Annotated in this window: 8 protein-coding genes and 1 pseudogene; 7 read left to right on the top strand and 2 right to left on the bottom strand. The window is 74.0% G+C overall.

Annotated elements, in window-relative coordinates; genetic code table 11:
* The 3 genes from OOT08_RS09960 to OOT08_RS09970 all read left to right on the top strand — a co-directional run.
* Positions 1-1,066: enoyl-CoA hydratase/isomerase family protein (locus tag OOT08_RS09960; protein ID WP_325092499.1), on the top strand; the 1,066-nt coding region annotated here is incomplete at its 5' end.
* Entirely contained in the window at positions 1,063-2,040 is a 978-nt protein-coding gene (gene mmsB / locus OOT08_RS09965) for a 3-hydroxyisobutyrate dehydrogenase (RefSeq protein WP_325092500.1), read from the top strand. The genes OOT08_RS09960 and mmsB, both read left to right, overlap by 4 nt.
* Entirely contained in the window at positions 2,037-2,813 is a 777-nt protein-coding gene (locus tag OOT08_RS09970) for an enoyl-CoA hydratase-related protein (protein ID WP_325092501.1), read from the top strand. Before mmsB ends, OOT08_RS09970 begins: the two co-directional genes overlap by 4 nt.
* 39 nt (positions 2,814-2,852) lie before the next feature.
* Here the strand turns inward: OOT08_RS09970 and OOT08_RS09975 are convergent, their stop codons facing one another.
* Complete coding sequence (locus OOT08_RS09975; RefSeq protein WP_325092502.1) at positions 2,853-3,389, bottom strand: MarR family winged helix-turn-helix transcriptional regulator; 537 nt, start codon at positions 3,387-3,389, stop codon at positions 2,853-2,855.
* Between the two features lie 111 nt (positions 3,390-3,500).
* Between OOT08_RS09975 and OOT08_RS09980 the strand changes: the two genes are divergently transcribed.
* From OOT08_RS09980 to OOT08_RS09990, 3 genes are all read left to right on the top strand, one after another.
* A complete protein-coding gene (locus OOT08_RS09980) occupies positions 3,501-4,295 on the top strand; it encodes an electron transfer flavoprotein subunit beta/FixA family protein (protein WP_325092503.1) in 795 nt (264 codons plus the stop codon).
* Entirely contained in the window at positions 4,288-5,268 is a 981-nt protein-coding gene (locus OOT08_RS09985) for an electron transfer flavoprotein subunit alpha/FixB family protein (protein ID WP_325092504.1), read from the top strand. The genes OOT08_RS09980 and OOT08_RS09985 overlap by 8 nt, the downstream gene beginning before the upstream one ends.
* Before the next feature lie 677 nt (positions 5,269-5,945).
* Positions 5,946-6,803, top strand: a complete 858-nt coding sequence (locus OOT08_RS09990; protein ID WP_325092505.1) for a cytochrome b/b6 domain-containing protein — start codon at positions 5,946-5,948, stop codon at positions 6,801-6,803.
* A 10-nt stretch (positions 6,804-6,813) separates the two neighbouring features.
* On the opposite strand, the gene OOT08_RS09995 is transcribed toward OOT08_RS09990, so the two are convergent.
* Positions 6,814-7,782 carry a siderophore-interacting protein gene (locus OOT08_RS09995; protein WP_325092507.1) on the bottom strand — a complete coding sequence of 323 codons (969 nt, stop codon included), beginning with the start codon at positions 7,780-7,782 and terminating at the stop codon, positions 6,814-6,816.
* A 220-nt stretch (positions 7,783-8,002) separates the two neighbouring features.
* On the opposite strand from OOT08_RS09995, the pseudogene OOT08_RS10000 reads away from it, so the two are divergent.
* A pseudogene (locus OOT08_RS10000) lies at positions 8,003-8,358 on the top strand (iron-siderophore ABC transporter substrate-binding protein); the annotation flags it as partial.

Raw genomic sequence — 8,358 nt, forward strand, 5'->3', positions numbered from 1 at the left:
GGAGTCGCCCGTACTCCGGGAGGTGCGCGGCGGGCTCGGCCTGCTCCGGCTGAACCGGCCGCGCGCGATCAACGCGCTCACCCACGACATGGTGCGGCTCCTCGCCGCCGCCCTCGACGCGTGGCGGGACGACCCCGAAATCCGCACGGTCGCGATCGTCGGCGAGGGGGAACGCGGCCTCTGCGCGGGCGGCGACATCGTGGCGCTGTACCGGGACGCCACCGCCGGCGACGGCACGGCGTCAGCCCGCTTCTGGGCCGATGAGTACCGGCTGAACGCGCAGATCGCGGGCTACCCCAAGCCCATCGTCGCCCTGCAGGACGGGCTCGTGCTCGGCGGCGGCATCGGGGTCTCCGGGCACGCCTCGCACCGCGTCGTCACGGAGCGCTCCCGCCTCGGCTTCCCCGAGGTCGGCATTGGCTTCGTGCCCGACGTCGGCGCGACCTGGCTCCTCACTCGGAGCCCGGGAGAGCTGGGCACTCGGATCGCGCTCACGGGGGAGCACCTCGGCGCGGCCGACGCGATCCTCGTTGGCCTGGCCGACCGCTTCGTGCCGGCCGAGCGGCTGCCCGAATTGCTCACCGCCCTCGAAACCGGGACGGCGGATGCGGCGCTCGCCGCCGTGGCCGAGGAGCCGCCGCCCGGGCACCTCGCCGGACAGCGCGCCTGGACGGACGCGGCCTTCGCCGCCGACTCCGTCCCCGAGATCCTCGCCGCCCTGCGGGCCAGCCCAGAGCCAGCGGCCGCGGCCAGCGCCGCCGCCATCGAGGCGCACTCGCCCACGGCGCTCGCGATCACCCGAAACGCGCTCCGGGCCGCCCGGGCGCTCGACACCCTGGAAGCGGCGCTCCGAATCGAGTACCGTATCTCCACAACGCAGCTGAGCCACCCCGATTTCGCGGAGGGGGTGCGGGCGCAGGTCATCGACAAGGACCGGCGGCCAGCCTGGCACCCGGCGCAGCACCCGGACCCCGCCGATGCGGCGATTCGGCCCCCGCAACACCCCGGAGCACACGGGGACCTCGACGTCGAGGCCCCGCCCACGATGGCAAGGGAGACACCATGACCACAATCGCCTTCATCGGGCTCGGCCACATGGGGGGTCCGATGGCCGAGAACCTCGTTCGCCGCGGCTTCCCCGTGACCGGGTTCGACCTGGACCCCGCGTCCCTGGAGCGGGCAGCCTCGGCCGGGGTCCGGATCGCCGACTCCGCGGCGGATGCCGCGAGCGACGCCGAGATCGTCATCACGATGCTCCCCGCCGGGCAACACGTACTCGCGGCCTACCGCGGCGACGGCGCAGCGCCCGGCCTGCTCGCGGCGGCCCGCCCGAACACCCTCTTCATCGACTGCTCCACCATCTCGGTCGCCGAGGAACAGCTCGCCGCCCGGGAGGCCATCGCCGCGGGGCACCGCGCGCTCGACGCCCCCGTCTCCGGCGGCGTCCTGGGCGCCGAAAACGCCGGGCTCGCCTTCATGGTTGGCGGCGCGGCTGAGGACTACGCGGAGGCGCTGCCCGTTCTCGAGGCGATGGGAGCCCGCATCGTGCACTGCGGGGCCCACGGCCTCGGCCAGGCGGCAAAGATCTGCAACAACCTCGTGCTCGGCATCTCGCAGATCGCCGTGGGGGAGGCCTTCGTGCTCGGCGAACAGCTCGGGCTCAGCCACCAGGCGCTCTACGACGTGATGAGCAACTCCTCCGGCCAGTGCTGGGCGCTCAGCACCAACTGCCCCGTGCCCGGCCCGGTGCCCACGAGCCCCGCGAACCGGGACTACGCGCCCGGCTTTGCCGGCGCGCTCATGGCAAAGGACCTCGGCCTCGCCCAGGACGCCATCGAGCAGACCGGGGTGGACGCCCGCCTCGGCCTCCTCGCCCGAGACATGTTCCGCGCCTTCGCCGACGGACCCGGGGCCGGCCGGGACTTCTCGGGCATTATCACGACCATCCGCGAGGCGAGCGGCGCGGCGCCCCTCGGCGCCCCCGAGGACACCGCCGACACCCCGCGCCGACGCGCCACAACAGAACGGACCCCGCTGTGACCGAGTACCAACACCTCCTCGTGAGCGAACGCAACCGCGTCGGCACCCTCACCCTGAACCGTCCCGAGGCGCTCAACGCGCTCAACGGCGTGCTCGTCCGGGAAATCGTGACCGCCGCCCGCGCCTTCGACGACGACCCGGAGATCGGGGCCATCGTTCTCACCGGCTCCGAGCGGGCCTTCGCCGCCGGGGCCGACATCACCGAGATGGCCGACCGCGGTTACGCGGACATGTTCTTGCACGACCCCTTCGCGGGCTGGGCCGACTTTTCCGCCCTGCGCACCCCCGTCATCGCCGCGGTCGCGGGGTACGCGCTGGGCGGCGGCTGCGAACTGGCCATGATGTGCGACATCATCCTCGCCGCCGACACAGCGACCTTCGGGCAGCCCGAGATTAAGATCGGCGTGATTCCCGGCATCGGCGGCACCCAGCGGCTGCCCCGCGCCATCGGCGCGTACCGAGCGGCCGAACTGGTGCTCACCGGACGCACGATGGGCGCCGAGGAGGCCGACCGCGCCGGACTCGTCTCCCGCGTGGTCCCCGCCGCGGAGCTCCTCGCCGAGGCACAGCGCACCGCCGAGACCATCGCCGCCAACTCCCTGCCCGTCGTCTACGCGGCGAAGGCCGCGCTCGCCGCCGCGCAGGAGACCAGCCTCGCCGAGGGGCTCCGCTACGAGAGCCAGGCCTTCGCCGCGACCTTCGCGCTGGACGACCAGAGCGAGGGGATGCGCGCCTTCATCGAGAAGCGCGCCCCCGAGTTCCGGCACCGCTGAGCCCGCGAGACGGGCGAAGCGGCGTGGGCACAGCGAGGGTCAGAGCGGATCGGGAAGGGGCGTGGGATCGATGAAATCACCGGAGTTCTTTCGGAAGCGAGCGAGGATGCTCACGAGCTCCCGCGTGTCCTCCTCCGAGATGCTCAGCTGGGTGAACACGCGCTCGTTCAGCGCCTCCGTCGCCCGGTCCACGAGCTCCCGACCCGCATCGGTCAGAGCCAGCAGCGCCGAGCGGCCGTCACCCGGGTGCGGCTCGCGGCGCAGCAACCCGGCGCTCGACAACCGGTCCACCGCGCTCGTCACGCTCGTCGCGTGCACCTGTAACCGCGAGATCACGCTCGCCATGGGCATCCGCCCCTCCCGCGAAAACGCGAGCAGGCGCAGGAGCTCGAAGCGCGCGAAGGACAGCCCAAACACCTTCATCTCCGCCTCGACCCGGGCCAGCACCAGCTGTTGTGCGCGCATGACCGAGGTCACCGCGGACATGCCGAGGGCGGCGTCCTCCCAGCCGTGCTCGGACCACTGCCGCTTCGCCTCGGCGATCGGATCGACACGAAGCGGTCTGTGTTTGGCCATCGTGCTCCCTTCCCTGCCTCACACGCTAGCGGCTCCCCGCGAGAAGGCGAAGCACGGCACACCCGACACCTCGCCCCCACCCCCGCTCCACCCGGACGGAAGGAAGCAACCATGAAGATCATCGTGCTCGTCAAAGAGGTCCCCGATACCTACGCGCCACGGAGGCTCAACCCAGAGACCGGGCTCCTCGAACGGGACGGGGATCGCGTGTTTGACGAGATCAGCGAGCGCGCCCTCGAACTCGCCCTCAGCCAGGCCGAGGGCACCGGCCCGGACCCCACGATCACCGCCCTGCTCGCGGGCCCGGAATCCGCTGCCACGACTCTCCGCCGCGCCCTCGCGATGGGGGCCACCGCGGCCGTGCACCTCTGCGACGAGGCCATGCTCGGCGCCGACCTCGGGCTGACGGCCGAAGCGCTCGCCGCCGCGATCACGCGGGCGGGCTTCGACCTCGTGATCGCGGGGGACGCCTCGACCGACGGGGCCACGGGCATGCTCCCGGCGATGCTCGCCGAGCACCTGGACGTGCCGCACCTGACCGGGCTCAGCGAGGTCCGCCTGGGCGCGGACGGGGTCAGCGGCGTTCGCGCGAGCGACGGCGGCACCCAGGAGGTCTCGGCGGACTACCCCGCGGTGATCTCCGTGACCGAGGCGCTGCCGGACGCCCGCCTGCCGAGCTTCAAGGGCATCATGTCCGCGAAGAAGAAGCCCCTGGAGACCCTCGGCCTGACGGAACTCGGGGTGAACCCCGATCCGCTCGCCGCGCCCCGGTCAATCCTGCTCTCCGTCGCGGAAAGGGCCGCCCGCACCGGCGGCGTCACCCTGCTGACGGGCGATGACGTCGCCCAGCAGCTCGCCGACTATCTGATTGAGCACGGCCTCGTGAGGGAGAATGACCATGTCTGAGTTCACCGAGGGCAGTGTGCTCGTCGTGCTCGCGGCCCCCGCCGGGCTCGAATCCGCCGCCGCCGGGCTCGTCGCGGCGGGGGCTTCGATCGGCCCGGTCGTGGCGCTCGTGCTCGGCCCAGGCGAGCGCGCCGAGGGCGACGCCGCCGCGGCGGCCGAGCTGGGCGCGGGCGCGGTGCTCAGCGCCGACCCCGGCGCGCAGTTCCTCGGGGTGCCCGCCGTGGCCGCCGTTGCGGCCGCGACCGAGGCCGTGGCCCCGGTCGCCGTGCTGCTGTCCCACTCGCTCGACGGCCGGGACCTCGCGGCCCGCTCCGCGGTGCGCCTGCGCTCCCCGCTCGCCGCGGACGCCGTCGGGGTGGGTCGCGACGAGGAGGGGGTGACCGTGCGGCACTCGGTGTACGGTGGCGATTTCCTCGTGACCTCGGCGGCGACGCACGGGGTGCCCGTCATCACCCTGCGCCAGGGGGCCGTCACGGAGCGCGCCGCCGCCCAGCCGCTCCTGCGCCGGGAGCTTGCCGTGGCCGACGCTGGGCACCGGGCTGGGCGGGTGGATCGGGTCACCGAGTCCGTGCGGGCATCCTCCCGACCGGAGCTGCGCGGCGCGGAGCGGGTCGTGTCCGGGGGTCGGGGCCTGGGCTCCGCCGAGGGCTTCGCGCTGGCGGAACAGCTCGCGGACGCGCTCGGCGCGGCGGTCGGGGCGTCCCGCGCCGCGGTGGACGCGGGCTTCGTGCCCGCCGAGCACCAGGTGGGGCAGACGGGCGTCTCGGTCTCGCCGCGGCTCTACGTCGCCCTCGGCATCTCCGGCGCGATTCAACACCGGGCCGGGATGCAGACCGCGAAGACCATCGTCGTGATTAACTCGGACGCCGCCGCGCCCCTCTTTGAGATCGCGGACGTCGGCGTGGTCGGCGATGCCTTCGATGTGGTGCCGAAGCTGATCGCCGCGCTCGAGGCGCGCGGGGCGACGCCGTGACCGCCCCGGGCGGCCCGATCCGGCGCGGCCTGCCGCGGGCGCCGGGGGGCCCGGCCTGGCCCGACACCGGCGTCGCCGCGCCGGATCCGGCCCGGACCGACGGCCCCGCGCCCGGCGCGATCGGCGTCGGGGGGCTCGCCGCCGACGCGGCCGTGCCCGCCGCCCCCGTGGTCGCAGGCTCCCCGGCCCCCGTCTCAGCCCCCGGCCCCGGCCCCGAGCCCGGCGCCAGCGTGTCGGGTGTTTCCGGGTCGGAGGGGAGCGGGCACCGCGAGCCCGTGGCCGCCGCCGCGGTCGCGGCGGGGGCAGCCGCGGGGGCGCTGCGCCGCGGCCTGCCACGCGTCCCCGGCGGGGCCGCCTGGCCGCCGCCGGGGGGCCGGGCGGCGCAGCCCGCCCCCGCCCCGGAGCCAGCGCTTGCCGCGCCGGTTGCCGCGCCGACGCCGCCCGAGCTGCCCGCGGCCCCGGGGTCCGCCCCGGCGCAGGCGCAGGCTCCGGCTCCGCCCCGGCCCGAGGCTCCGGCTCCGCCCCCGCCCCAGGCTCAGCCCCGGGCGGCGGCTCCGACAGCGGCAGGGGAGCCGGCTCCAGCGCCGACTCCGGCCCCGTCCCCAGCGCCCGTTTCCGCTCCGGCACTCGATCCGGCCAACCCCGCACGGCGGCCCCGGAGCCGCCTGCGACTCGGCGTGCTCATCGGCGTCGCCTCGGTGCTCGCCGCCGGGATCATCGTCCTCGCCGCGCGCGGCGTGACGACCCTGCCCGGCGTGCCCGAGTTCCTGGCCCGCTACCCCGGCGAGTATCCCCTGCCCGAGGACACCCAGCCCGGCTTCCCCGCCTGGGCGCGCTGGACGCACTTTCTGAACATCTTTCTGATGGCCCTCATCATCCGTACGGGGCTGCAGGTCCGCACCGAGCGCAAGCCCTCGGGCTTCTGGACCCCGAAGCGGGGCGGCACGAAAATCAGCCTGTCCCTGTGGCTGCACACGGCGATCGACGTCGTCTGGCTGCTCAACGGGGCCGTTTTCGTGGTGCTGCTGTTCGTGAGCGGGCACTGGGCCCGGATCGTGCCGAGCAGCTGGGAGGTCTTCCCGAACGCGCTCTCCGCGCTCCTGCAGTACCTGACCCTGGACTGGCCAACCGAGCACGGCTGGGTCAATTACAACAGCCTCCAGCAGCTCATGTACTTCGCGGTGGTGTTTGTCGCGGCCCCGCTCGCCGCAATTTCCGGCGTGCGGATGAGCCGGTGGTGGCCCGAGCGCTCGCGCGCGCTCAGCCGGGTCCTGCCGGCCAAGCTGGCCCGGGCCGTGCACTTCCCGACCATGCTCTTTTTCGTGCTGTTCATCATCGTGCACGTGTTCTTGGTCTTCGCGACCGGAGCCCTGCGGAACCTGAACCACATGTTCGCGGGCACCGATCAGGTGAGCTGGGTCGGGTTCTGGTGGTTTGCGGCTGGTCTTGCCGTGACGGTCGGCACGGTGGTTGCCGCCCGGCCCATCGTGGTCGCGCCGCTCGCCTCCCTCTTTGGCCGAGTGAGCGCCCGCTGAGCGTGCGGGGCTACTGGCGCTCGGCCTTGCCGAGCCGCCAGTAGCCCATGAAGGCGACGCGGCCCCGATCCACCCCGTGCTCGGTGACCAGGGTGCGCCGAAGGCCCTTGATGACGCCGGACTCCCCGGCGAGCCAGGCGTAGAGCCCGCCCGGGGCGCTGGCCTCGGGGTCCGGCGAGTCCCAGAGGATCTCCGTGTCCACGTCGATGTCCTCCAGCGGCTGGGGGAGGGGCGCTCCCGCCGCGGCAACGACCTCCGGGTGCTCGGCGAGCCAGTCGCGCACCGCGGGGACGAGCCGGGCCCCGCACGGCGCGCCGCCGCGGGGCAGCCAGTGCACGCTCAGGCCCGCGGGCGCTGGCGCGGGCAGCTGGTCCGCCGCCTCGGGCACCTCGATCAGCGCGGTGCCCCGGCTCTCCGGGGGGAGCGCCGCGAGGATCGCGCAGATCGCCGGGGCGGCGGTCTCGTCCCCGAGCAGCAGGAGCTCCGAGGCTCGGCCGGGTCGCCAATCGATGCCGATGTGCGAGTTCGCGCTCCGGGAGTCGGGGCCGGAGATGAGCAGTTCGTCCCCGGGGGCCGCCGTGTCGAGCCAGCGAGCCGCGGGCCCCTGAGTGGCGTGCGAGCCGTCGGCCTCGGCCTCGTGGCGCACGAAGTCCACGTCAAGCCGCCGCGCGACCGGGTCGATGGCCCGCACGGTGTAGGTCCGGAAGGGGTTCTGCTGCTCGGGCGGCAGCTCGCGCCAGCGCTGGTACCAGTCCCCGTCACCCTCGTCAGCCCCGATGTCGCTCAGGCCGATGCCGGGCAGCGGAAAGACCAGCTTGATCCGCTGATCCAGGCCGTCCACGCCGAAGTGTTCCAGGGCGTCCCCGACGAAGCTCACCCGGACGAAGCTCGGGCTGAGCGGGGTGATCTCCCCAACGCGGACCCGGTAGGGCCGGTAGGCGGGGTAGTCGGCTGTCGGCGCTGCGGTTGGCTGGCTCACGGGGCTCCTGTTCGTCGCCTGGGGACCCCTTCCGGGGCGCTCCCGACGTATCTGTCAAAAATATTGAAAGTTAGGTGAAGGCAAGGCTAAGCTTAGTCAGACGATCTGGGTGGTGCGACCCCGCCCCGGTTTCCCCGCCGCGCCGCGCACCCGACCGCGGTCACCGTCCCCCCCTCCCCGGCGTCGATGTCGCGACCCCACCCTCGAGAAAGGCCATCACGTGCCCGTTTCCCCCCGTTCCGCTCGCCGAACCGCGCTGCTTGCGGCCCTCGCCGGGGCCAGCCTGCTGCTCACCGCCTGCTCCGCTGGCACCGCCCCGGCGGACGGCGGAGCCCCCGCCTCGGCGGACTTCGCTCCCGTGACGATCGAGCACGCCCTCGGCACCGCCGAGATCACCGCGGCCCCCGAGCGGGTGGTGACCCTGGGCATGGGCTCCGCGGAGACCGCCATTGCGCTCGGGACCGTGCCCGTCGGCGTCGAGGAATACCCGTGGGGCAGCGACGACACCGGCTACCTGCCGTGGGTGCACGAGGCGGTCGAGGAGCGCGGGGCCGAGCTGCCCGTGCAGTTCACCGG

The sequence above is a fragment of the Leucobacter sp. M11 genome, from assembly GCF_035726885.1.
GTDB lineage: Bacteria > Actinomycetota > Actinomycetes > Actinomycetales > Microbacteriaceae > JAPFRB01.